The organism is Clostridium sp. CM039 (assembly GCF_055081075.1).
In genome coordinates, this window is the sequence record NZ_CM143649.1 from 260,296 (window position 1) to 284,677 (window position 24,382).

The 24,382-nt window shown below is 32.4% G+C and carries 20 protein-coding genes, 1 other RNA gene and 1 riboswitch; of the genes, 20 read left to right on the forward strand and 1 reads right to left on the reverse strand.

All coding sequences use genetic code 11. The features are described from left to right. The first annotated feature begins 22 nt into the window (after positions 1-22). The 14 genes from rpoD (at position 23) to purD (ending at position 17,320) form a co-directional block, all read left to right on the forward strand. A complete protein-coding gene (rpoD, locus tag ACWJJ2_RS01150) occupies positions 23-1,120 on the forward strand; it encodes an RNA polymerase sigma factor RpoD (RefSeq protein WP_165414745.1) in 1,098 nt (365 codons plus the stop codon). A 119-nt stretch (positions 1,121-1,239) separates the two neighbouring features. Continuing rightward, positions 1,240-2,127: a PH domain-containing protein gene (locus tag ACWJJ2_RS01155; protein ID WP_216303975.1), complete on the forward strand. Its 888-nt coding sequence runs from the start codon at positions 1,240-1,242 to the stop codon at positions 2,125-2,127. Positions 2,128-2,138: 11 nt separating this feature from the next. Continuing rightward, the gene (locus ACWJJ2_RS01160) at positions 2,139-2,828 is read left to right on the forward strand and encodes a tRNA (adenine(22)-N(1))-methyltransferase (protein WP_216303976.1); all 690 of its coding nucleotides are present in this window, start codon (positions 2,139-2,141) and stop codon (positions 2,826-2,828) included. Further along, positions 2,819-3,634, forward strand: coding sequence for a Nif3-like dinuclear metal center hexameric protein (locus ACWJJ2_RS01165; RefSeq protein ID WP_216303977.1), 816 nt, complete (start codon positions 2,819-2,821; stop codon positions 3,632-3,634). The genes ACWJJ2_RS01160 and ACWJJ2_RS01165 overlap by 10 nt, the downstream gene beginning before the upstream one ends. A 51-nt stretch (positions 3,635-3,685) precedes the next feature. Continuing rightward, positions 3,686-4,071: RNase P RNA component class A (gene rnpB, locus ACWJJ2_RS01170), an RNA gene on the forward strand. A 179-nt stretch (positions 4,072-4,250) separates the two neighbouring features. Then, a riboswitch (glycine riboswitch) is annotated at positions 4,251-4,380 on the forward strand. A gap of 144 nt (positions 4,381-4,524) precedes the next feature. Next, positions 4,525-5,868 (forward strand): alanine/glycine:cation symporter family protein, encoded by a 1,344-nt coding sequence (locus tag ACWJJ2_RS01175; protein WP_216303978.1) that lies wholly within the window; start codon positions 4,525-4,527, stop codon positions 5,866-5,868. A 294-nt stretch (positions 5,869-6,162) separates the two neighbouring features. Then, on the forward strand, positions 6,163-9,957 hold the full coding sequence (locus ACWJJ2_RS01180; protein ID WP_216303979.1) for a phosphoribosylformylglycinamidine synthase: 3,795 nt from the start codon (positions 6,163-6,165) through the stop codon (positions 9,955-9,957). Positions 9,958-10,211: 254 nt separating this feature from the next. Further along, entirely contained in the window at positions 10,212-10,691 is a 480-nt protein-coding gene (gene purE, locus ACWJJ2_RS01185) for a 5-(carboxyamino)imidazole ribonucleotide mutase (RefSeq protein WP_216303980.1), read from the forward strand. 95 nt (positions 10,692-10,786) lie between these two features. Beyond that, positions 10,787-11,452, forward strand: coding sequence for a phosphoribosylaminoimidazolesuccinocarboxamide synthase (gene purC / locus ACWJJ2_RS01190; RefSeq protein ID WP_253198258.1), 666 nt, complete (start codon positions 10,787-10,789; stop codon positions 11,450-11,452). A 60-nt stretch (positions 11,453-11,512) separates the two neighbouring features. Next, the gene (gene purF / locus ACWJJ2_RS01195; protein WP_216303996.1) at positions 11,513-12,937 is read left to right on the forward strand and encodes an amidophosphoribosyltransferase; all 1,425 of its coding nucleotides are present in this window, start codon (positions 11,513-11,515) and stop codon (positions 12,935-12,937) included. Between the two features lie 9 nt (positions 12,938-12,946). After that, positions 12,947-13,945 (forward strand): phosphoribosylformylglycinamidine cyclo-ligase, encoded by a 999-nt coding sequence (purM, locus tag ACWJJ2_RS01200; RefSeq protein WP_216303982.1) that lies wholly within the window; start codon positions 12,947-12,949, stop codon positions 13,943-13,945. After that, a complete protein-coding gene (gene purN, locus ACWJJ2_RS01205) occupies positions 13,933-14,553 on the forward strand; it encodes a phosphoribosylglycinamide formyltransferase (RefSeq protein ID WP_462952894.1) in 621 nt (206 codons plus the stop codon). Before purM ends, purN begins: the two co-directional genes overlap by 13 nt. 2 nt (positions 14,554-14,555) lie before the next feature. Beyond that, positions 14,556-16,058, forward strand: coding sequence for a bifunctional phosphoribosylaminoimidazolecarboxamide formyltransferase/IMP cyclohydrolase (gene purH, locus ACWJJ2_RS01210; protein WP_462952895.1), 1,503 nt, complete (start codon positions 14,556-14,558; stop codon positions 16,056-16,058). 11 nt (positions 16,059-16,069) lie between these two features. Continuing rightward, entirely contained in the window at positions 16,070-17,320 is a 1,251-nt protein-coding gene (gene purD / locus ACWJJ2_RS01215) for a phosphoribosylamine--glycine ligase (RefSeq protein ID WP_216303985.1), read from the forward strand. Between the two features lie 52 nt (positions 17,321-17,372). On the opposite strand, the gene ACWJJ2_RS01220 is transcribed toward purD, so the two are convergent. Further along, positions 17,373-18,125 carry a TSUP family transporter gene (locus ACWJJ2_RS01220; RefSeq protein WP_216303986.1) on the reverse strand — a complete coding sequence of 251 codons (753 nt, stop codon included), beginning with the start codon at positions 18,123-18,125 and terminating at the stop codon, positions 17,373-17,375. 293 nt (positions 18,126-18,418) lie between these two features. Here ACWJJ2_RS01220 and ACWJJ2_RS01225 point away from each other — a divergent pair, with 293 nt between their 5' ends. The 6 genes from ACWJJ2_RS01225 to ACWJJ2_RS01250 all read left to right on the forward strand — a co-directional run bounded on the left by ACWJJ2_RS01225 (position 18,419) and on the right by ACWJJ2_RS01250 (position 24,378). Continuing rightward, a complete protein-coding gene (locus tag ACWJJ2_RS01225; protein ID WP_220285945.1) occupies positions 18,419-18,757 on the forward strand; it encodes an RDD family protein in 339 nt (112 codons plus the stop codon). A 17-nt stretch (positions 18,758-18,774) separates the two neighbouring features. Further along, entirely contained in the window at positions 18,775-20,133 is a 1,359-nt protein-coding gene (rlmD, locus tag ACWJJ2_RS01230; protein ID WP_216303988.1) for a 23S rRNA (uracil(1939)-C(5))-methyltransferase RlmD, read from the forward strand. Between the two features lie 350 nt (positions 20,134-20,483). Continuing rightward, positions 20,484-20,984, forward strand: a complete 501-nt coding sequence (locus ACWJJ2_RS01235; RefSeq protein ID WP_216303989.1) for a GNAT family N-acetyltransferase — start codon at positions 20,484-20,486, stop codon at positions 20,982-20,984. A gap of 95 nt (positions 20,985-21,079) precedes the next feature. Further along, positions 21,080-21,688: a GDSL-type esterase/lipase family protein gene (locus ACWJJ2_RS01240; RefSeq protein ID WP_216303990.1), complete on the forward strand. Its 609-nt coding sequence runs from the start codon at positions 21,080-21,082 to the stop codon at positions 21,686-21,688. Between the two features lie 120 nt (positions 21,689-21,808). Further along, a complete protein-coding gene (locus tag ACWJJ2_RS01245) occupies positions 21,809-22,195 on the forward strand; it encodes a hypothetical protein (RefSeq protein WP_216303991.1) in 387 nt (128 codons plus the stop codon). A gap of 227 nt (positions 22,196-22,422) precedes the next feature. Continuing rightward, a complete protein-coding gene (locus ACWJJ2_RS01250; RefSeq protein ID WP_462953735.1) occupies positions 22,423-24,378 on the forward strand; it encodes a DNA gyrase/topoisomerase IV subunit B in 1,956 nt (651 codons plus the stop codon). Positions 24,379-24,382: the final 4 nt, after the last annotated feature.

A 24,382-nucleotide genomic window follows, 5' to 3' on the forward strand; every position in this document is an offset into this window, starting at 1 on the left:
TAATTTGAAAGGAGGTAATATGATGAAGGATAAAAGTTCGAAAATGACTATAGTCAAAAAACTTATGGAAAAAGGGAAGAAAAAAGGATCTTTAACTTATAAAGAAATAATGGAAGAACTTTATGAGATAGATTTAAGTCCAGAACAAATAGAAAAGGTTTATGAAGTTTTAGAATCAATGGAGATAGAGGTTATTGGTGATATGCATCAAGCTGCTGCACCTGCGACTGGAGCTCAAGCTGAAACTGAACCAGAAACTGAAGAACTGGATGTTAGCATACCCGAAGGCGTATCTATAGACGACCCTGTTAGGATGTATTTAAAAGAAATTGGAAAAGTTGCTTTATTATCATCAAGTGAGGAAATTGATCTTGCTAAAAGAAATGAAGAAGGAGATCTAGCTGCTAAGAAAAAACTAGCAGAGGCTAATTTAAGACTCGTGGTAAGTATAGCTAAAAGATATGTTGGTCGCGGAATGCTATTTTTAGATCTTATTCAAGAAGGTAATTTAGGACTAATAAAAGCCGTAGAAAAATATGATTATAGAAAAGGCTTTAAATTTAGTACTTATGCTACATGGTGGATTAGACAGGCAATAACTAGAGCAATAGCCGACCAAGCAAGAACTATAAGGATACCTGTACATATGGTTGAAACTATAAATAAGCTTATTAGAGTTTCAAGGCAATTGCTACAAGAACTTGGACGTGAACCCCAACCAGATGAAGTTGCTGAAAAAATGGAAATGCCTGTAGCAAAAGTTAGAGAAATTATGAAAATTGCACAAGAGCCAGTATCGCTAGAGACTCCTATAGGTGAAGAAGAAGATAGTCATTTAGGCGATTTTATTCCTGATGATGATGCTCTTGCACCAGCAGAAGCTGCTGCATTTACAATGTTAAAAGAGCAATTAATCAACGTTTTAGATACTTTGACTCCTAGAGAAGAAAAGGTTTTAAGATTAAGATTTGGACTAGATGATGGAAGGGCAAGGACCCTCGAGGAAGTTGGAAAAGAGTTTAATGTAACTCGTGAAAGAATTAGACAAATTGAAGCAAAGGCTTTACGTAAATTAAGGCACCCAAGTAGAAGTAAAAAACTAAAAGATTACTTAGATTAGAACAGTATACTTAAGAAAACACCTTATTTAAGGTGTTTTTTCTACTCCATGTAGAATCATGTATGAATATTTACAAGGTCGGTTTAAATATGCTATAATATGCTTTAGAAGGTGATTAAATGGGAAAGTACATATCAAAGAGGGGACGCGGTTTAGGGTTTATTTTGCTCACGACTGCATTATATAATATATTAATATTAATAGTGCTCAGGTTTACTAATTCATACATCGTAGTTAGTTTATTAAAGGTCTTATTAGTGTCTTGTAATATATATCAAGGATATTACATCTTGCTTTATGCATCACTTAAATGTACTATTGATGACGAAAATCTTAAAATTTATGCTGTTGGATCATTAAAAAAAATAATTATACCATTAAATGAAATTGGAGGATACACTATCTCAACTGGTACAATTGAGGGGGTTAAGCTTAATGGTATAGCTACTAATAATTTTGCAATGGGTAGATTTGTAATTGAAAAAATAGGAATGTGTAGAATGTTTGTTACAAATAATAAAAATGTTTTTTACATAAAAACTAAAAACATGAATTATGCAGTTTCGCCTCTAGATTATAAAAAATTTGAGGAAACTTTAATACATCATGATATACATGTGGTAGAGTGGAAATATAAAGTAAATAATAGCTATAATCTTCATAAAGACAAGCACTTCATTTTACCTTTAATGGGTGTAAGTATAATAATAATAATATTAACCTTAAATCCACTTATATTATATTTGAAACGTAATATACCTAATATTATGCCCTTAAACTTTGATGCGAATTTTAATCCAATACAAATGGGGACAGGCAAACAATTTGCATTTACTCAGATGATTTACGGGGTATTAAATATGGCGTTGCTTTTTTGTATGTATTATGCAAGTTATTTTTGCGCAAAACATGATAGGAAATCAGCATATAAATATATTTATATGGCACTAATTGTGGCAATGATATTTTTAATATTGCAGTTTAAAATATTAATAAATTTTAGATAAGGATGAGAGATATGGAGCTTAGTATAAGATTAAAATGGATTGCAAGTATGATAGAAGAATGTGATAGTGTTATCGACGTAGGCACGGATCATGGGTATGTTCCTATTAATTTAGTGAAAAATGGTGTAATAAAAAAAGCTATTGCTTCTGATATAAATAAAGGGCCTGTTGAGAAGGCCAAAAATAATATTATTCACAATAATATGCGTGGTCAAATTACTTGTAGACTGGGAAGTGGACTATCTACAGTTGAAAAGGGAGAAGTCCAGGTAGCTATTATTGCAGGAATGGGTGGCAATTTAATAAGAGACATTTTAGAAGCTGACTTAGATGTTGTTAAACAATTTAATTATATGATACTTCAGCCAGTTCAAAATGCTGAGGTTTTGAGAGAATATTTATATGTCGCTGGGTATGATATCCTTGATGAAGAAATTTGCAATGATGATGGTAGGTTTTATGAAATTATCAAGGCAAGGTATAATACTAAACCAGTAGAAGTAGACAGTATATATTACGAGATAAGTAAAATATTATTAGATAAAAAACAATTAGTAATGCAAAAATTTATAGAATATAAGTTGCAAAAATATTCGAAAATATATGATACTTTAAATGAAGATACAATTTTATCTAAAAATAGAAAACAACAACTTTATCTTGTTATAATACGGCTTAAGGAGTTTTTGAAATGCTTTTAAAAGTAAGTACTATTGAGCATATTATGCAGCAGGTTGCTCCACATATACTAAAAGAGGATTATGATAATGTAGGATTAATGGTTGGGGATAAAGATGCGCAGGTTACAAAAATTTTAATTGCATTAGATTGTACAATGGACGTAATTCGCGAGGCAAAGAATAAGGGGTGCAATTTTATATTGACTCATCATCCTCTTCTTTTTGTTAAACCCAAAACTATTACCACAGACACTTTAGTAGGAAAAAAAATTATTGAGCTAATTGTGAATGGTATAAATGTATATGCTAGTCATACAAATTTAGATTCAGTTAAAGGCGGACTTAATGATATTGTCACAGAAATTTTAGGGTTTACTAATTATAAGGTAATAGAGAATTCAACAATTCAAGGGTATAATAATGGTGATAATGGTATTGGAAGGCTAGTGATTCTGGATACCCCAATTTTATTAATGCCCTTATGTGAAAAGGTTAAAGAACTTTTAAATACTGAGTATATTAGGTATGCAGGCGACCATAATAAAGTAATAAAAACCATTGCGATTATAAATGGCAGTGGAGAAGACTTTTTTGAGGAGAGCATAAAATTGGGTGCAGATTGCATTATTACAGGAGATACTAAATACCATCATGTTAGTGATTTATTAGAAGAAAACATAGCGCTGATTGATGCTGGGCATTTTGCAACTGAGTGGACACCACTCATAATATTTGCAGAAAAGTTCAAAAAGCAACTGATAGAAAATGGATATGACAATGAGGTTATAATTTCTAAAAATACACATGATCCATATAAAGTTAAGTAATAATAAAATACTATTTGCTTTTATTTTAATAGTATGATATCATTGGTTTTACGAGTAAGCCAGACAATCGCTGCTAATTATTGCGTGCGATAATTAGGAGAGGAAAGTCCGAGCTCCATAGGGCAGGGTGCTGGATAACACCCAGTGAAGGTGACTTTAAGGAAAGTGCAACAGAGATATACCGCTAAAGGCATTCAAAAGTTTAGTTTTTCTAAATTTTTGAATGTACTAGCAAGGATGGAAAGGCGAGGTAAGAGCTCACCAGCGCAATGGCGACTTTGCGGCTATGTAAACCCCACCTGGAGCAAGATCGAATAGGAGAACATTATGAGGCTGCCCGTCTCGTTCTCGGGTGTATCGCTTGAGCCTATTGGTAACAATGGGCCTAGATAGATGATTGTCTAATACAGGACTCGGCTTATAGGCTTAGTCGTACCAAAAAACACTCACTTTACAGTGAGTGTTTTTTTTATTGACTAAAAATTCAAAATATGTTATAGTCATGCGAAGTATTACAAATTAATAATTTCGGATGAAGATATTTGGAGAGAGATGTATAACATCCACCGAAGAAGTTAAACTTTCAGGTATCCATTTTTGGAGAAGTACTGATATCGGACGAACCTCTGGAGAGACTTATATAAGCACCGAAGGAGAAAGCTAAACATTATTTAATTACATATTATTTGTATGAAATTTAATAGTGCATTAGTGAAACTCTCAGGTAAAAGGACAGGGTTATTTTCAAGAGGTCATTTTATTTTGATCTCTATTTTTTGTGTGCTTTAAAAAATAATGGTCTCACAGAGTATTAATTGGTATAAATATATTCTTTACACAAGAAATTTTTTATCTGAAAAAATTTTAATAACTAGAAGGAGCGTGTGTTTATGGATTTTTTATCAATTATTAAAGGTATTAACGGTGTTTTGTGGGGGTATGTACTAATATTTTTGTTATGTGGTACTGGAATTTACTTTACAATAACGTTAAAATTTGTTCAAGTAAGAAAATTTAAAGATGCATTTAAAAAGACTTTTGGAGGAGCTAAATTCGGCAATAAAGCAGGAAAAGATGGAATGTCATCCTTTCAAGCCATGACAACTTCAATAGCGGCTCAAGTAGGAACAGGAAATTTAGCAGGAGCCGCAACTGCTATAGCATCAGGAGGACCGGGTGCTATATTCTGGATGTGGCTAAGTGCTTTCTTTGGCATGGCAACTATTTTTGCGGAAGCAGTGCTTGGTCAAAAGTATAAACAGACAGTTGACGGTGAGGTGACGGGAGGACCTGCTTACTATATTAGTAAAGGCCTTGGGAGTAAAAAGTTGGCAGCATTTTTCTCAGTAACTATAATAATTGCATTAGGATTTATAGGGAATATGGTACAATCTAACTCAATAAGTGCAGCAATAAGCCCAAATACCAATATTCGTATAATCATTGGTGTGATAGTTGCAGCATTAGCGGGTATGATTTTTATTGGAGGAGTAGGCCGAATTGCAGCCTTTACTGAAAAAGTAGTTCCGTTTATGGCTATATTTTACATACTGGGTAGTTTAGGAATCATTATAGTGAATTTTGCTAATTTAGGACCAGCATTTAAAATGATATTTGTAGGAGCTTTTAACCCTAAAGCGGCTACTGGCGGTTTAATAGGAGTTGGCGTAAAAGAAGCTATGAGATACGGCATTGCAAGAGGTTTATTTTCTAATGAAGCTGGAATGGGGTCAACACCACATGCACACGCAGTTGCAAAAGTTAATCATCCAACTGAGCAGGGACTCGTTGCAATAGTATGTGTATTTATTGATACCTTTATAATTTTAACATTAACTGCACTTGTTATATTAACTACAGGAGCATTAGATGGAAAAACTACTGGTATAGCGTTAACTCAAAAAGCTTTTTCGAATGGTATGGGAAGTCTTGGAGGTCCATTTGTAGCTATAGCGTTATTTTTCTTTGCTTTTTCTACCATAGTAGCTTGGTATTTTTTTGGAGAGGCAAATGTTAAATACTTATTTGGAAAAAAAGCGTTAACGACATATAGAGGATTGGTTCTTGTATTTATAGTATTAGGAGCAGCTCTAAAGGTTGATCTAGTTTGGGAACTCGCTGATACTTTTAATGGATTAATGGTTATACCGAATTTAATTGCATTATTAGGTCTTGGAGCTTTAGTTAAAAAGACTTTGAAAAATTACGAAAATGATTTTGAAAAGAAAAACTAAATTTTATAATTTTCTTTTTAGAAAAAAACAGGATGGCAGATTTATGCCATCCTGTTTTTTTTGTTAGTATTAAAACAATGAAGTATGGAACTACATTAAGATAAGAAATTTCATAATTACTATAATATTATTAAATTTCGTAATTTAATAATATTATAGAAAAATTAAAAACCACTTTATTCTAAAATATGCTTTTATAATTAGATGAAGTATATTATAATGTGATTATAACGAATTATAAAAGAAAATCATTGTTTAATATTCGTATAAATATAAATTTTGGAGGTATTAATCATGAAAGATAAGATATATAGGTTATATGTAGAGAAAAAAGCGAACTATAATGTTGAAGGTGAAAAAAAATTAAGAGATATAAAAATAAATTTAGGTATATCGAACTTGGATGGGCTTAGACTAGTTAATAGATATGATGTTATGGGAATAACCAAGGAGCAGTACCTAATGTCAAGGAATACAATATTTTCAGAACCTACAGTAGATCAGGTTTATGATGAAGAGTTAGATATTCAAAAGTACGATACTGTATTTGCTATTGAATTTTTGCCTGGACAATATGATCAGAGGGCAGATTCAGCTGCTCAATGTATACAAATTTTAACTCAAGAGGATAAACATATAGTTAAAAGTGCAAGAGTTATAGTGTTAAAGGGAAATATTACTAATGACGAACTAAATAAAATTAAAGAGTATTGCATAAATGCCGTAGACTCTAGAGAAACAGGGTTTGATAAACAGAATGATTTACAGCAAAGGTTTAATGAGCCAGAACAAGTAAAAACAGTAGAATCTTTTATTGAGATGAATGATACGGATTTAAAAGAGTTCTTAAAAAGTAATGGACTTGCTATGAGCTTTGAGGATTTGAGATATTGTAGAGATTATTTTAAAGAAACTGAAAAGAGAGACCCATCTATAACGGAGATAAAAGTTATAGATACGTATTGGTCAGATCACTGTAGGCACACAACTTTTAATACTGTAATTGAGGATGTTTACATAGAAGATGGTAAATATTCTAAACCAATTAAGATGGCTTACGCGGAATATTTAAATACTAGAGAGTTTGTTTATGATAAATCAAATAGGGACGTAACACTTATGGATATGGCTGTTATTTCCATGAAAGATTTAAGGAAACAAGGGAAATTAAAGGACCTTGATGTTTCAGACGAAATAAACGCCTGCAGTATAATTGTGAAAGCAGACATTGAAGGAGAGAAGGAAAAGTGGCTAGTAATGTTTAAAAATGAAACCCACAACCACCCTACTGAGATAGAACCTTTTGGTGGTGCAGCTACTTGTCTCGGTGGATCAATAAGAGACCCATTATCAGGTAGAAGCTATGTGTATCAGGCAATGCGTGTTACTGGCTGCGGTGATCCAAGGACGAAAATTTCAGATACAATAAAAGGCAAACTTCCTCAAAGAAAAATAACCCTTGAAGCTGCTCATGGATTTAGTTCTTATGGAAATCAGATAGGACTTGCTACAGGACTCGTTTCTGAAGTTTATGATGAAGACTTTGTGGCTAAAAGAATGGAAGTAGGGGCAGTTATTGGAGCTGCACCTTATAAGAACGTAGTCCGTGAAAAACCAATGGCATCTGATGTTGTTATACTTCTTGGTGGCAAAACAGGACGTGATGGATGCGGAGGAGCTACGGGTTCATCTAAGCAGCATAGCGAGAGCTCAATACTAACTTCAGGATCAGAAGTTCAAAAGGGTAATGCGCCTACAGAAAGAAAGATTCAAAGATTATTTAGAAATCCAAAGGTTACGACGCTTATAAAAAGATGTAATGATTTTGGTGCAGGCGGAGTATCCGTAGCTATAGGGGAACTCGCAGATTCACTTATAATAAATTTAGACAAAGTCACTAAAAAATACGAGGGCTTAGATGGTACGGAGCTTGCTATATCAGAATCCCAAGAACGTATGGCTGTTGTTGTTAGGCGCGAAGATGCTGTCGTATTTATAAAGCTAGCAGAAGAAGAAAATTTAGAGGCTGTAGTGGTGGCGAAAATAACTGATGATAATAGGCTTAAAATGGTATGGAAGGGAAAAACTATTGTTGATGTGAGTAGAAGTTTCTTAGACACAAATGGAGTTAATCAGCGTATTAATGTAAAAGTAGCAGCACCTAAAGAGAATGAATACTACTTTTCAAAAGATTTAAAATGGAGCGAAGGTAATTTAAAATCAATAAAAGATTTATGGAATTCTAATCTATCAGACTTAAATGTTTGTAGTCAAAAAGGATTAGCTGGGAGGTTTGATAGCACAATAGGAGCAGGAACGGTGTTAATGCCTTTTGGTGGAAAATTTCAGAAAACACCAATTCAGTCCATGGTAGCAAAATTACCTGTACTTCGCGGAGATACAACCACTGGTACAATAATGTCCTATGGGTACAATCCTAAATTATCAAAATGGAGTCCATTCCATGGAGCTGCTTATGCAGTAATAGATTCTGTAACAAAGGTAGTGGCTAGTGGGGCTAATTATGAAAATATTAAACTAACATTTCAAGAGTATTTTGAAAAATTGTCAAAAGAACCGTATAAGTGGGGTAAACCATTTTCATCACTTTTAGGGGCATTACATGTACAAAAACAATTCAGCATAGCGGCTATTGGTGGAAAAGATAGTATGTCAGGTACCTTTAATGATATGAATGTACCGCCAACGCTTATATCCTTTGCTGTCGATGTTATAAATACAGATAAGGTTATATCTCCAGAGTTTAAAAATGGAGATAGTCAGGTTGTTTTAGTTTATGCAAATACTTGTGAAGATGGATTACCTGATTTTGGAGAGCTTCGTCAAAACTATAAATTGGTAAAGAAGTTAATAGATAGTGGCAAGGTGTTATCAACCTATGCAGTAGGGATGGGAGGTCTGTCAGAAGCTATATCAAAAATGTGCTTTGGTAATAAAATAGGATTTGAATTTAAAGAAGATATTCAGGTGGAAAGCATATTTAAAGAGGATTATGGCAGCATTGTAATGGAAATAGATAAATGCACGCTTTCAGAGTTAATTAAAGAGAATTTAAATATTAAGATACTTGGGCATACTCAGGTAGAACCATTTATCAAAGTCTTAGGGGAAACTATTAGTCTAGAAGAAGCGTTAAGTAATTGGGAAGGACCTTTAGAAAGTGTATTTAGCACGAAAGTAAATACTAGTAAATTAAATATCAGAAATGATAAAATTTATGCAAGTGTTGAAAATCCAAAATTTAAATCGGCTCCTGCAATTAAAATAGCAAAGCCTAGAGTTATAATTCCTGTGTTTCCGGGTACTAATTGTGAATATGATTCTATGAGAGCCTTTGAAAGGGCTGGAGCTGAAGTGGAAATTATGGTAATAAAGAATCTATCATCAAGGCATATTGAAGAATCTATAAAAGCTATAGCAGAAAAAATAAAAAGCTCTCAAATTGTTATGCTTCCAGGTGGATTCAGTGCTGGTGATGAGCCAGATGGGTCTGGTAAATTTATTGCTACATTCTTTAGAAATCCTATAATACGCGAAAGCATACATCAGTTATTAAAAAATAGAGATGGGTTAATGCTCGGAATATGCAATGGCTTTCAAGCCTTAATAAAACTTGGGTTACTGCCCTTTGGTGAAATAACGGATATAACACAAAACAGCCCAACCTTAACGTATAATGAAATTGGTAGACATGTATCTTGCACAGTGCAAACTAAAGTGGTTTCAACCCTGTCTCCTTGGCTTAGTAATTTAAAAGTTGGAGATGTGCATTCAATTCCAGTATCACATGGAGAAGGTAGGTTTGTAGCAAATGAAGAAGTAATTAAAAAATTATTCGCAAGTGGTCAAGTAGCCACTCAATATGTAGACTTCGACGGAATGCCAAGTTATGATATAAACTTTAATCCTAATGGTTCAATGCATGCTATTGAAGGAATCACTAGTTTGGATGGAAGGGTTTTCGGTAAAATGGGTCACTCTGAAAGAGTAGGCGTTAACACTTTAAAAAATATTATTGGTGAGAAGGATCAAAAGATATTTGAGGCAGGAGTAAATTATTTTAAATAAAAGATAAGAAGCAGTAAGGGTACAAATTGTGCCCTTGCTGCTTCTTTTTTATTTTTTTGGAATTCGGATATAAAAAACTAGTTGAACTTAAAAATGCGAACAATTTATTAATGATAGTAATTAAACGTACATATATGCAGAAGAAACACGAACGATAATAATAAAAATGGCATTAATGCATTGACTTAACGAAAAAAAACTGTTAAGATGAAATTATAAAAGTTGTTATTTAATTACATTGGGGAGGTAATAAAATGAAGGTAGGAGTTATTTTTGGAAGTAAATCAGATAAGGATATAATGAAAAATGCAGCGATAGCACTTAAGGAATTTGATGTAGATTATGAAGTACATATTCTCTCAGCTCACAGAGTACCAGAAAAATTAAAGGAAGTAATAAATGAAATGGAATATAATGGGGTAGAATGTATCATAGCAGGGGCAGGACTTGCAGCGCATCTTCCAGGTGTAATTGCATCACATACAGTAATGCCGGTGATTGGAGTGCCCATTAAAGCGGCTCTTGGTGGTATAGACTCACTACTTTCAATTGTTCAAATGCCAAAAGCAATTCCGGTTGCTACTGTGGGCATCAATAACAGCTATAATGCTGGAATGCTTGCAGTTCAAATTTTATCCCTTAAGTATATTGAACTTAAAAATAAATTAATTAAATATAGAGAAGAAATGAAAGAAAAATTTATAGCAGAGAATGAAGAAGATATAGAATTTTAAAATGAAAGTTAAGGAATGCGGTTTATAAATTAAAATTTGAGGAGTGATTGTTAGTGGAAAATTCAGTATTGTTATATGAAGGAAAAGCAAAAAAAATGTTTAGCACAGATAATAAGGATGAGGTCAGAGTATATTATAAAGATGATGCAACAGCATTTAATGGAATTAAAAAAGCTCAAATTGAGAAAAAGGGAATTTTAAATAATAGCATAACTACTATGTTATTTGAGTTATTAGAGAAAAAAGGTATAAAAACTCACCTTATTAAAAAAATAAGCGATAGAGAACAACTTTGTAAAAAGGTTGAAATAGTGCCTCTAGAAGTAATCGTAAGAAATGTTGCCGCTGGTAGCATGGCAAAACGATATGGAATAGAGGAAGGAACTAAGCTAAAAACAACAGTCCTCGAGTTAAGTTATAAAAATGATGAATTAGGTGATCCACTTATAAACGATTATCATGCAGTAGCAATGGGCCTTTCGACTTTTGACGAATTATTAGAAATATATAAAATGGCTTCAAAAATAAATGATATTCTAAAGGAAATTTTCTTTGAAAAAGATATTAATTTAATAGATTTCAAATTAGAGTTTGGGAGATTTAATGGAGAAATAATTTTGGCAGATGAGATATCACCAGATACTTGTAGATTTTGGGATGTTAAAACTGGAGAAAAATTGGATAAAGATAGATTTAGAAGAGATTTGGGTAATGTTACAGAAGCTTACGAGGAAATATTAAGTAGAATAAATAATAAATAAGATATATACAAGAAATAGTGGGGAGGGATTTCTTTGAATAAAGTTGTAGAATTAAACCAAATATCCATTAATGATGAAAATAAGCTAAAAGATGAAGATAAGTTTAAAGAGGAATGTGGTGTTTTTGGGGTTTTTTCACCGGATAAAGACTTAGATGTTGCATCTTTAACTTATTATGGACTTTATGCTTTGCAGCATAGGGGAGAAGAAAGTGCTGGGATAGTATATTCGAATGGAACTACCCTCACTTGTGAAAAGGCTATGGGCCTTGTGTGTGATGTTTTTAATGATGAAAAGATTAAACTAATGAAGGGTCATGCTGCCATAGGGCATGTTAGATATTCAACGACAGGAGGCAGTGAAGTAAAAAATGCACAGCCACTTTTAAGTAAATTTAGTCTTGGTGACATAGCTATAGCGCATAATGGTAATTTAGTAAATGAAGATGTCATAAGAGAATTACTAGAGGATTGTGGATATATGTTTCAAACATCCATAGATTCAGAAGTTATATTAAATCTAATTGCTAGAGGCGCAAAAAAAGGAATTGAAAAGGCCGTAGTGGATGCAATACAGGCTATTAAAGGGTCTTATGCAATAGTAATGCTTACAAAGGAAAAGTTAATAGGAGTTAGAGATCAAAATGGTATTAGGCCTCTTTGCATCGGGACAATAGGTAATAATTATATTCTTGCATCGGAAAGTTGTGCACTTGATGCAGTAGGTGCAGACTTTTTAAGAGATGTAAAGCCTGGTGAGATAGTAATAATAGATAAAAATGGACTTACATCAATTAATTTTGCGGAAAAAATTAAAAATGCAACTTGTTCATTTGAATATATATATTTTGCAAGACCAGACAGTACTATTGATGGGATTAACGTGTACACTTCAAGAGTGGCAGCTGGAGAACAGCTATTTAAAGAATCACCAGTCGATGCCGATATGGTTATAGGGGTTCCAGATTCAGGTATGGCCGCAGCAATAGGATATTCTAAAATATCTGGAATACCTTTTGGAATGGGTCTTATAAAAAACAGATATGTAGGTAGAACCTTTATAAGTCCCACTCAAGAAATTCGGGAAAGGGCAGTGTCTGTAAAACTAAACGCATTAAAAATAAATGTAGAAGGTAAAAGAGTTATTCTAATAGATGATTCAATAGTTCGCGGAACCACAAGTAAAAGATTAGTTGAAATATTAAAAAAAGCTGGAGCGAAAGAAGTTCATTTTAGGGTCTGCTCACCAGTAGTGAAATATCCATGTTATTTTGGAATAGATACACCTTATAGAAAAGATTTAATTGGGGCGAATACTTCCGTAGATGAAATTAGACAAGAAATAGGTGCAGATAGTTTAGGATATCTAAGCATAGATGGATTATTAAAATCTCTTGGTCATACTGAATTTTGTTTAGGGTGCTTTAATGGTACATATCCAGTATCAGCTCCATATGAAAATGAAAAAGAAAGATTAGAAAGGTAGGGGATATTCATGATAACTTATAAAGATGCAGGTGTTAATATTGAAGAAGGATACAAATCAGTAAAGCTTATAAAAGAATATGCGGCAGCCACATTTACAAAAGGTGTTTTAAACCATTTAGGAAGTTTTGCTGGTATGTTCGAAATAGGCGAGGGTTATAAAAATCCTATTTTAGTTTCAGGCACTGATGGAGTAGGTACAAAACTTGATATTGCATTTAGAATGAATAAATATGACACTGTAGGAATTGATTGTGTTGCTATGTGTGTAAATGATGTCCTTTGCCATGGTGCAAAACCACTTTTCTTTTTAGACTATATAGCTTGTGGTAAATTAGATTCTAAAGTATCATCACAACTGGTAAAAGGTGTATCTGATGGATGTATTCAATCAGGATGTGCACTTATAGGTGGTGAAACTGCGGAAATGCCAGGGTTCTATAGAGATGGGGAATATGATATGGCGGGATTTACTGTTGGCATAGTGGATAAACACAAAATTATTGACGGATCTGCAATCAAAGATGGGTATTCACTTATAGGTATTGAGTCAACAGGTCTTCATAGCAATGGGTATTCATTAGTTAGAAAATTAATACCAGATTTAGATATTGATTTTAATGGTGAAAAGATTGGAAAGACACTTTTGACTCCAACAAAAATTTATGTGAAAACTATATTAAGTCTTTTAGAAAAATTTGATATAAAGGGAATGGCACATATAACAGGTGGTGGTTTTTATGAAAACATACCTAGAATGTTTAGTGAAAAATTCACAGCAGTGGTAGATAAAAATAGTTTTAATACTCCAGATATTTTTAGGCATCTTATGTCTCTCGGGGTAACGCAGGAACATATGTTTAATACATATAATATGGGAATAGGATATGTATTATGCGTTGAAGATAAGGATACTTTAAAGATTATAAAGACAATTAATGATTTAGGGGATAGAGCATATAAAATTGGGCACGTTGAAGCTGGGGGTGCAGGAGTTTGCTTAAAATAGCTGTACTGATATCAGGGAGCGGAAGCAATCTTCAAGCAATAATAGATAATATAGAAAGTGGATACTTAAACTGCTCTATAGAAGCAGTAATTAGTGATAAAAAAGATGCATATGGCATAGAAAGATCAAAATCTAAAAATATAAAGACATATATATTAGATAGAAAACAGTTAGGTACTGGGGTTTCAGATGAAATATTAAGAATTGTCGACGGAAAAGTAGATCTAATAGTGCTTGCTGGGTTTTTATCTATACTTCAAGGGAAACTTCTTTGTGTATTTAAAAATAAAATTATTAATATTCACCCAGCGCTTATTCCATCTTTTTGTGGGGAGGGAATGTACGGTATGAAAGTTCATGAAAAAGCTATAGAATACGGTGTTAAAGTTTCAGGATGTACTGTCCACTTCGTAGACGAAGGTACAGACTCAGGACCAATTATAATTCAAAAGGTTGTAGATGTTTATAGTCAAGATTCAGCAAAAGATTTAAAGCTAAGGGTTTTAAATGAGGAACATAAAGCACTACCAGAAGCCATTAAATTAATAAGTGAGAATGAAATAGAAATTAAAGGAAGAAAAGTATTAGCTATTGGAAAGGTGGATTAATAATGATTAAAACAGCGCTTATAAGTGTTTTTGATAAAGAGAATATTTTAGAACTTGCTACATCCCTTCAAAAAAATGGAGTAGAGATTATATCTACAGGTGGAACTTTTAAGTACTTAAAAGAAAATGGCATAAAAGTTTCGGAAATATCTGATGTTACAGGATTTGAAGAGATATTAGGTGGGAGAGTTAAAACATTACATCCAGTTATTCATAGTGGAATACTAGCAGTGAGAGATAATGAAGAACATATGGCAACTATAAAAGCTAAAGGAATAAAACCTATTGATATGGTAGTAGTTAATCTTTATCCTTTCTTTGATAAAGTATGCGAAGAGATAAATTTTCAAGAGAAAGTTGAATTTATTGATATCGGTGGACCAACTATGCTAAGGGCAGCAGCTAAAAATTTCAAAGATGTTATTGTACTAAGTGACACAACAGATTATCAAAATATTATAAAGAAAATGGATGATAAAGAAGAAGTGGATTTAAAAACTAGAAAATATCTAGCAGGCAAAGTGTTCAATTTAACATCAGCTTACGATGCAGCAATAAGTAATTTTTTACTGGGTGAGGATTCATATCCAGATTATTTGGCTGTTTCTTATAAAAAACAAATGGATTTAAGATATGGTGAAAATCCTCATCAAAGCGCAGCTTATTATATATCGGCTGCAGGAAATGGAGCAATGAAGGATTTTAATCAATTAAATGGCAAGGAATTATCTTATAACAATATAAAGGACATGGATATTGCTTGGAAGGTAGTATGCGAATTTGATGAAATTGCTTGTTGCGCGTTAAAACACAATACCCCTTGCGGCGTAGCTACTGGTAGCAGCGTACTTGATACATATAAAAAGGCATATGAATGTGATCCAATGTCTATTTTTGGGGGCATTGTTGCTTTTAACAAAAAGATAGATAAAGAAACTGCAGAAGAACTTATAAAAATATTTTTAGAGGTTATTATTGCACCAGAGTTTGATGAGGAAGCATTACTAGTTTTAAAAGGTAAGAAAAATTTAAGAGTCATAAAATGTTTAAGTAAAGCAGTTGGCACAAAAAATATTGTTAACGTCGATGGTGGAATATTGGTACAAAGTTCAGATGATAAATTAATAGATGATATAAAAGTAGTTACAAAGAAGGGCCCAACAAATGATGAAATGAAAGATTTGATATTTGCCATGAAAGTAGTTAAGTATGTTAAATCAAATGCTATTGTAGTGGTTAAAGATGGGGTGACTAAGGGGATTGGTGCAGGTCAGGTAAATAGAATATGGGCAGCAGAGCAATCATTAGAAAGGGCAGTAGATGCTACAATAATGGCATCAGATGCATATTTCCCATTTGGAGACGTTGTGGAGCTAGCTGCAAAATACAGCATAAAAGCAATTATACAACCAGGTGGATCTATAAATGATCAAAAATCAATAGATGCATGTAATGAAAATGGAATTTCCATGGTGTTTACGGGCACTCGACATTTCAAACATTAGGAGGCTGATTTATGAAGGTATTAGTTATTGGTTCTGGAGGACGCGAGCATGCTTTAGTATCAAAGGTTGCAGAGAATTCCATTGTCGAGAAGGTGTATTGTGCGCCTGGTAATGGTGGCACATGCAGAGAAAACAAGTGTGAGAATATTAATATTAGGCAAATAGATGAGCTTTTAGCATTCGCTATAAAAAATAAGATAGATATCACAATAGTTGGATCAGAGGAATGGCTGGTACAAGGTATAGTAGATAAGTTTAAACAAAAAGGACTTAAGATATTAGGACCTAGTGAAAAAGCGGCAAGGCTTGAAGGAAGTAAAGCTTATTCTAAAGAGTTTATGAAAAAATATGGTATAAAAACAGCTGTATATGAAGTTTTTGAAAATGAGAATGAAGCTATAGGGTATTTGAAAAACTGTGAATATCCTATAGTAATTAAAGCAGATGGCTTGGCAGCAGGTAAAGGAGTTATTATATGTAATGACTTTACTGAGGCGGAGAAAAGCATAAATGATTTTATGGTGTTAGATATATTTAAAGGTAGCGGAAAGAAAATTATAATTGAAGAGTTTTTAGAAGGCGTAGAATCGTCGATACTCTCCATAACAGATGGAAAAGTTATAATTCCTTTTGTATCTTCAAAAGATCATAAACAAATATTTGACGATGATAATGGACCTAATACAGGAGGGATGGGAGCTATAGCACCAAATCCATATTGTGATAAAGAGGTATTAGATGAATTTTGTGAAAATATATTAAAGCCTACTCTTAAAGGAATTCAAGAGGAAAAAATGGATTATACAGGCGTAATATTTTTTGGTATAATGATAACGAAAAAGGGTGTATATTTGCTTGAATATAATGTAAGGTTTGGAGACCCAGAGACGCAAGCGGTTCTTCCACTTATGAAAAGTGATTTTACAGAGCTTGTGATTAGCGCTATAGATGGTGAACTTAAAAACTTTAGATTAGAATGGAATGAAGGATATTCTTGCTGCCTAATTGCGGCATCGAAGGGTTACCCGGGAAAATACGATACAGGATTTGAAATAAGTGAGCGTAGTAAATTAGAAGGCAAGCTATTTCTAGCAGGTGCCACATGCGATGATGGTATTATGAGGACAGCTGGTGGTAGGGTTTTGGGAATAACAGGTCTTGGGCAAACACTTAAAAAAGCAAGGGAAATAGCTTATGATGATATGAAGAAAATTCAGTTTGATGCAATGTACTATAGAATGGATATTGGGATATTAAAATAACAAAAAAGGTAGATGATTTATAAATCATCTACCTTTTCATTATGTAAGCCTATTAAAAAATGCTTATAAGCATTTTCACGGCAACAGCTAAAGACATGGTTACAAATATAGGTTTTATAAGTTTTGAACCCTTATTTAACGCAACGCTTGTACCCACTTTAGCCCCTAAAATCATAGATATTGCAACAGGTACTCCTATCATGTAATTTATTTTACCACTTATGGCAAACAAAATTAGGGCTGTAATATTGCTTATAAAGTTTAAAATGCGGGCATTAGCGGAAGATACTACAAAGTTAAACCCGAAGATACTTATAAATCCAAATACTAAAAAGGAACCAGTTCCAGGACCGAAAAAACCATCATAAAAACCTAGAGAGAGAGCAAGTATTATACCGTATATAACATTTTTTTTAGTAAGCCCTTGAAATTTATCTTCAAGTCCTAAAGATTTAGAAAAAAGAGTATAAATTCCGATAAATAAGATGAGAATTAATACCAATCCATTTAGAAATTTTTGGTCTATATTTAGTACCGTTCTAACACCTAACATTGCACCTATGAATGTAAAGGGAATAAGATATTTTAAAAGCTTAAAATCAGCCTTGCCTGATTTTATAAATCCGAGAGAACTAGTAAAAGAACCAGCAGTGGCACTGAATTTGTTAGTGCCAAGCACCATGTGAGGAGGCAGACCTGCAAGCATAAAGGCAGGGACGCTTATTAAACCACCACCCCCTGCTATGGAATCTACAAAGGATGCTAAAAAACCAGCTATGCATAGAAGAATAATTTTAGTAATCATATGGCACCTACCTAAGTTTTATTATTTAAGAATGAATATAAAGTCCTACTATTAATATATATGATTTCTAAGATGTTGTAAAGGAGTACAGTGATGATTTAAGTCAAGTAATAATCAAAATAGAGTAGCATACTAATTTGTAATTTATTTGAATACTCCTTAATAGCCTATTGATTTATATGTAATATATACGTATTATATATAGATGGGATTAAAAAATTATAAATATTTCTCTAATGCGAAATTAACAAAATAAACTTTATGAAAATAATATAATATGGGGAGGATTTAAAATGGTAGAACAAAATGAAAAAACAATTGAAGCGGATAGTAACAAACAGGGTATTAGATGTGGAAATTCAAATGAGGTCAAAGCTATTAAACCTACTTTTGTAGATGCTTTTACAGCTAGCCTTATAGATTTGATAGTTATAGGGGCAATATCAACAGTAGGAGTATTTGTGATAGATGCGGTGATTAAATTAGCAGGATATGCTGTAGCTCAAAAGTTCCAAATGTCATTTATAATCTTTATGGTTGTTATGGTACTATACATGAGCATTATGGAAAGTGGAAAAACGTCTGCTACATTTGGTAACAAAGTATCTGGACTAATTATTACAAAAAGATAGGAGTTTGAGAAAACAATATGCAAAAAAGAAAAGAATATGAATTTTATATAGAAAACTTAGAATTTCCAGCACAGGGCATAGCATTTTACGAAGGTGAAAAAGTTTTGATAAAAAATACATTGCCAGGGCAAAAGGTAATTGCTAAAGTAGCAAAAAAGAAACAAGATGTAGTAGAAGCAAAGCTTGTAAAAATACTTGAAGATGTAGACTACAAAATTGAGCCTCTTTGCAAGATTACAGATTTATGTGGAGGATGTAGCCATCAATTTCTTTCTTATGAAAAACAATTAGAATTTAAAAAGCAACAGGTATTAAAGTTGTTTGAACAAGCAGAAATAAAAGATTTTGAGTTTCTAGGTATAGAAAAGAGTCCTGAACAGTTCGAATATAGAAATAAGATGGAATTTACATTTGGTGACTTTCGAAAGGGTGAAGAATTAACTCTAGGAATGCATACCAAAGGAAGAAGCTTTAGTATAGTTACTGTTGATGATTGTAGAATAGTAGATGTGGATTTTAGAGAAATTCTGAAATTAGTATTAAACTATTTTAAAGGGTTAAAATTTACACACTATAATGTAATGGAGCGTGAGGGATATTTAAGAAACTTAGTTATTCGAAAGGCCCAAAACACTGGTGAAATATTAGTAAACATAGTAACTACATCTCAAGTAGATTTTGATTTTAGTGAAATAACTAATATGCTTAAGGAATTAAAATGTGAGGGAGTCATTACAGGAATAATACATACATTTAATGACTCATTATCAGATATAGTTCAAGCAGATAAAACTGAAACATTATATGGAAGAGAATATATTATGGAAGAATTATTAGATCTTAAGTTCAAAATTAATCCTTTTGCTTTCTTTCAAACTAATACAAAAGGAGCAGAAAAGCTTTATAGCTTAGTTAGAGATTTTTTAGGCGAATCAGAATCAAAGGTAGTTTTTGATTTATATTGTGGAACGGGAACTATAGGACAAATTGTTGCAGCTAAAGCAAAAAAAGTTTTGGGAATTGAATTAATAGAAGAAGCAGTTGATGCTGCAAATGAAAATGCAAAAATTAATAAATTAGACAATTGTGAGTTTATAGCAGGGGATATAGCGAAGGTTATTAAAGAGGTAAAAGATAAACCAGATAGCATTATTCTAGACCCTCCAAGAGCTGGAGTACATCCTACAGCATTAGATTATGTAATAAAATTTGATGCCAGGCACATAGTTTATGTTTCTTGTAATCCTAAAAGTCTAGTAGTTGATCTTAAGGAAATGATCAACAGAGGTTATAAGGTGCAAAAGGTAATACTAATGGATATGTTCCCACACACTCCTCATATAGAGACTATTGTAGATATAGTAAAAGTTGTGTAGCCATATATATCAAGGGCTAAGATAGAACTAAGGAGTGATGTTCCTTAGTTCTATTTTTTTTGCTTTTTTCAGGGGCGGAGCCAGATAAAAACTCGGAATAAATACGCCGAAAATCCGTATTAGTCAGTAGTTAATTATTGTATAAAATGTTATAATTTATTCGTGGAAGTTGTTTTAAAAGTGTAGTATTAGGCATAAAGATTATCTGAAAGATAGCTGTCACCTTTCAAAAATTAGAAATAAATTTTCAATAATGAGTACATCAATCAGTAATCTACGAATTAATATAAGCTAATAAATGGAGTTATTAAAACTTGTAAAAAAAATTACTTATATATTAGGGGGGGAATATGATTCGATTAAGACCATATAAATTAAGCGATTCGCAATATATTTTAAATTGGTTTAACGATGAATTAACTTTCGCACAATGGTGTGCAGATAAATTCACATATCCATTAACTAAAGAGCAATTGAATCAGTATTATCATAATTATGAAAAGGATGATAATGCGTGGATAATGAGTGCTCTTAATAAAGAAGGAACACCTGTAGGTCATTTTTTAATGCGTATGGCAGACTATCAAAATGAAAGCATCCATTTAGGATTTATTATTGTAGATTCACAGATTAGAGGAAAGGGGTATGGAAAAGAGATGGTATCTTTAGCCATAAGATATGCTTTTGACATATTAAAGGTAAAGAGAGTTACTTTGGGTGTATTTGATAACAATCTATCTGCTCATTATTGCTACAAAGCAACAGGCATTGTAGATGAAAAGTATAATGAAGGGGTCTTCACGTATGGAAATGATAAATGGGGGATTTATGATATGGCAATAGAAAAATAATTATCCCCATTATGTGCAAATGATTTAATTTAGGATATATGTAGCACTTTTAATTGTAGACCTTCAAAACGCATTAGTAACGAGGAGAGAATTAAGTGAGTATAGTATGTATTGGAGATAGTTTAACCTTTGGCTATGGAGTTAATAAATCAGAAAATTGGGTTAGCCTTATAGCTAAAAGAATAAAAGAAAAAATTATTAATAAAGGGATACCGGGAGACACAACGTACGAAATGAAAGAAAGGTTCAGAAAAGATGTTGTTAATTACAATCCATCAAGGGTTTTAATTATGGGAGGAACAAATGATATATTTTCAGAAGTAGGTATTGATACTATTTTTAAAAATATAAAAAGCATGGTAGAAATGTCTGAAACAAATAATATAGTTCCGATAATACTAATACCATTACCGGTTAAAAAAGATATTTTAATAAAATTAATGTTTGAGGATATGGATTATACAAAGGTTAATAAGCAGTTAGTAGAGCTGCGGAATTTATTAATTAAGTATGGAAATGAAAAAAGTATTATATCCATAGATTTAGCAAATATTATACCAAAGACCATAAATATGGAAGAATATTTTTTAGCTGATGGAATACATGTATCAAAAGAAATTCATAAAGAAATAGCTGAAATAATATATAAAAAAATTTTACCAATTAAGGAGAGGAAATTAAAAATTATTACTATAAATAATTAGATTGAAAAATAATATATTTAATATGAGCACAATTATTTCTGTAATTCAATTAAAACATGTACCCTTTTTTATTTGAATGGCATATTAAAGTAGTATAAACTCAAATAAGGAGGGTACGTGATGGTAGAGATAATTACACAATATGTACTAATAGTGCTTTTAGTAATGGGACTTGGATATTTAGCTTATTTGTTAAAAGAAAAAGGTGTAAATATTAAGGATGACTATTTTGGTCTTGCTTATATAATACTTGATTCTTTAACAGCTGAAGAATCTACACCTGAAAATGCTAAGAAGATTATTAGAATTGTTTCAAAAGCAGTGCAATATGTAGAAACTAACTATAAAAACAGCAAAAATACCCTTAAAGAAGAAGAGGCTCTTAAAATTGTAAAAGAAGGAATTAATTTACTGAATTTTCATAGTGATGTAGATGATGAAAGCGTAAAATATTTAATAAGATTAGCTGCGGCATTATTGCCACCAACTAATAAAAAAATAGATTGAGCATATTGGTGACTAAAATTAGAGCGAATTACTGTATTGACCAGTAGAAAAAGCTTATTCTGCCGGTCAATATTTTTATATAAAATTGGGTAAAAACCATATAAAAGAATAAAAACTCCTCTGAAAACAGAAACTAATGTTCTGATTTTTTATATAAATCCCTTTACCTTTTGCTAATAAACATATAAAATAACAAATGTATGATAAAATTTTATTGGAGGATTTTTATGAGTTTTGATAAAGAAGAAATTCAAACATATGATGTAACAGACTTAACTTCTCTAGAAAAGCTGGAGCCTGTGAGAATAAGACCTGGTATGTACATAGGGTCTACAGGCAGCAAAGGTCTACATCATTGTATATGGGAAATTTTAGATAATTCTATAGATGAGATAGCTAATGGCTACGGCGATAGAGCTGAAATTATATTAAATAAAGATAAAAGTGTCACTATTGTTGATAATGGTAGGGGTATTCCAACAGGAATACATCCTATAAAAAATAAATCTGGTGTAGAAATGGTATTTACTGAGCTTCATACTGGCGGAAAGTTTAATAATAAAAATTATAAAACTTCTGGTGGACTTCATGGTGTTGGAGCAGCAGTTGTAAATGCATTATCAGAATGGTTACTAGTTGAAATAAAACAAAAGGGGAAAATTTTTACTCAAAGATTTGAATATGCTTATGATGCTGAGTTAAAAAGACTTATGCCAGGTACACCGGTAGGTAAGCTTGAAATCATAGGAGAAACAAAAAAAACAGGCAGTAAGATTACTTTTATGCCGGATAAAAATGTATTTACTACTTTGGAATTCAGTTACGATTTTATTGATGAAAGATTACAAGAATTGGCGTTCCAAAATAAAGGAATTACATTAGTGTTTAAAGATAAGAGAAAAGACGGAAACATCATAAAGGAATATTACTCTGACAGGGGTCTTCTAGATTTTATTGATTATTTAAATGAAAGCAAAACGCTTCTTCACAAGGACCCTATATTCTTTCAAGGTGAAAAGGAGATAAATGGGATGCAATTGTATGGAGAAATATGTATTCAATTTACTGATTCTACTACAGAATACATTGCGAGCTATGTCAATAACATACCAACTACAGAATCTGGAACTCATGAAACTGGATTTAAAACAGGGATGACAAGGGCTTTTAAAGAAGGAGCTAAAAAGCTTAATCTTTTAAAAGAGAAAGATAAGGAATTTGAAGGTGACGATTTGAGAGAAGGCATGACAGCAATAGTTAGAATTAAAATAAGTAACCCAATCTTTGAAGGCCAAACTAAAAGCAAACTAGGAAATAATGAGGCATACAGCATGATGAATGAATTGTGTTATGTTAAAATTTTAGAATGGATAGAAGACAATAAAGAAATGGCTACTAACATAATAAATAATGCACTGTCTGCCGCATCTAGGCGGGATAAAATAAAAAAGATTAATGAAGCGGAAAGAAAAAAAGTAGGTAAGGGAGCAGCTCCTCTTGCAGGGAAGATTGCAGTATGTACAATAAAAGATTCAAATGTTACAGAATTTATAGTAGTTGAAGGAGATTCAGCTGGTGGAAGTGCCAAGCAAGCTAGAGATAGAAGGTTTCAATCTATAATGCCATCAAAAGGTAAAATTATGAATACAGAAAAGCAAAAGCTAGAAAATGTACTAGCTAGCGAAGAGTTAAAAATATTCAACACTGCCATTGGAACAGGAGTTTTAGAAAATTACCATGAAAAAGATTTAAAATATGATAAAATAATTATTTTAAGTGATGCAGATGTTGATGGCTATCATATTAGAACATTATGGATGACGTTTATTTATAGGTATATGAGGCCACTAATTGCAAAAGGTCATCTTTATATGGGAATGCCTCCACTTTATAAGGTTTATAGGAACACGAAAAATGGCGAAGTGGCTAAGTATGCATATAGTGATGAGCAATTAGCTGAGACGAAAAAAGAAATTGGGAAAGGCGCTTTTATCCAAAGATATAAGGGTCTTGGAGAAATGAATCCAGATCAACTTTGGGAAACTACACTAAACCCAGCTACAAGGACGCTTCAACAGGTTACTATAGAGGATGCAGCAAAGGCTGAGAAGATGGTTTCACTTCTAATGGGCGATGTTGTTGCACCTAGAAAAAATTATATGTATAAATATGCTGAGTTTTAACGGG